The sequence below is a fragment of the Staphylococcus sp. URHA0057 genome, from assembly GCF_000620265.1.
Classification (GTDB): domain Bacteria; phylum Bacillota; class Bacilli; order Staphylococcales; family Staphylococcaceae; genus Staphylococcus; species Staphylococcus pasteuri.
This window is the reverse complement of the sequence record NZ_JHVS01000027.1, coordinates 1-1,744: the sequence shown is the minus strand read 5'-3', so window position 1 is coordinate 1,744 and position 1,744 is coordinate 1. Positions and strand designations below refer to the sequence as shown.

Here is a 1,744-nt window from a genome sequence, read left to right as displayed (position 1 = left end):
TCTTGTTCACATCACGACCACAGTCATCAGTGGTTGTATTGTTGCGTTATTTACGCATTGGCTACGTACACGTAACAATAAGAAAAAATAGGCGATATTAGCCAACACCTAAAAATCCCCTCACTATTGCGAGTAGTGAGGGGATTGGTGCATATAATGCACGAAGCTCTTGTTGTCTAAATTATAACACTGGTGAGTAGAGGAATGCAAAATAGTTTATTGATTACTAACTAGTGAGTGATCTTTAATAAAGATACTATTTCACTAGAGGGAATGCCTATCTTAAACATTATAAAAGATTTATGAAGTTGAAGAACAAAATTGGAGATATTAAATATATTATCTTTTTGAGGGTATTCGGATTTTATGGTGGAAAAGTTGCTTCCACTTTAAACATCATGTCGGATTCATTTTCTTGTGGTGGTTCTATTGTTTTAAGATCTGGTAGTAATAATAAGTCTGACATATTGTTCATCCTTTACTACTCTGTGGTGTTATAGTATTAAATATAGATTTGATATTGAAATTATCATTGCTAATTATTTTACTAACATCAATCTCATAAAGCATTTATATGATTGAAAACAAAAAGCCTATCATTCACTATCCTACAATAAAAAGGGTTATCCCATAGTTACACGGGATAACCTTACAATTATTAAATTATGCAGTTGCACAGCTACAATCTTTGCACTCGCAAACTTCATCAGTACAGTTGTCTACACATTCTTGACTACAGTAAACTTTTCCTGCTTCTTCTACTTTTGTTTCCCCAAGAACACAATTACAGTTCGGTCTCGCACATTTTTCCATACTAAACTCCTCCTTATTATTTAGGTAAATCTTCGGTTAAACACCAACCACGATCTAATAGACTAACGACGCAATTATCAACAATTCGGTACCGAATAAAATTGGCTTCACGAATACTGCGAACGATGCCTTTATCAACCAATCGTTGAAGTTGGTTAGAAATGGCTTGAGGTTTCATTTCAAGCTGTTCTGCCACCTCGCTAACAGATGCATTTGGAGTTCGAAGCAAGGTATGCAGTATTCTAAGCCGTGTCCCATTAGAAAGTATTTTAAAGGTCTCACTTAAACTTTCAGCGTTCTCTGTATCTAATAAGGGACGTTCCGTTAGTTTTGGTTTTGGTGTACACCAGTTTTCAGACATTATTTCCTCCTCCATTTCACAATTACATTATATAGTGTAATGGTTTTTGTGTCAAGAACCTGAAGTTCATATATGAGTATCTTTTTATCAGTACATTATAACGCCTTAATAAGATAAAATATAATTCCCTCTTGTTTGACTACCTACCCGTAATCACCTGTGTTTGATTTATAATTTTGTGGTATTATTATTTTTCCTTAGCATTCCACCAAACAATCCGATTTAACCACTATTTTTTTCGAATTATCAAAATGCTAATTCCACTATATATTCCGAAGACCCATTTTTAATAAGTCAACTAGATAATGTGCAATAAATTTTGGCGTATACATTAACTTTGGTTTAAAGAAAACATTTAAAATTCATGATTATATGCCAACCATTCGACTATTTTTTGAGTTTGTTAAAAGTTCCGAGGCTCAACGTCAATAAAGCAATTGGAATAAAGCACCTATGATTATTTAAAAAAATAAGTTATAATACATTCAAGAATATTTTTGAATGAGGTGTAATTATGATTCAGACTATTGTAATTGCTGCTATTCTTTATATTGTGACAGCATTAGACTT

General features: G+C 32.8%; 2 protein-coding genes. One reads left to right on the top strand and one right to left on the bottom strand.

Translation table 11 applies throughout. From position 1 onward, the window contains the following. The coding region (locus tag N524_RS13490; protein WP_154219469.1) for a type I toxin-antitoxin system Fst family toxin at nt 1-91 on the top strand (91 nt) is incomplete at its 5' end. Between the two features lie 738 nt (nt 92-829). Here the strand turns inward: N524_RS13490 and N524_RS0109415 are convergent. Next, the gene (locus N524_RS0109415) at nt 830-1,174 is read right to left on the bottom strand and encodes an ArsR/SmtB family transcription factor (protein ID WP_024937206.1); all 345 of its coding nucleotides are present in this window, start codon (nt 1,172-1,174) and stop codon (nt 830-832) included. Between the last annotated feature and the right edge of the window lie 570 nt (nt 1,175-1,744).

Bases quoted from the DNA above. Each gene is read 5' to 3' on its own strand.
- N524_RS0109415 (WP_024937206.1), bottom strand. From the start codon at position 1,174: ATGTCTGAAAACTGGTGTACACCAAAACCAAAACTAACGGAACGTCCC.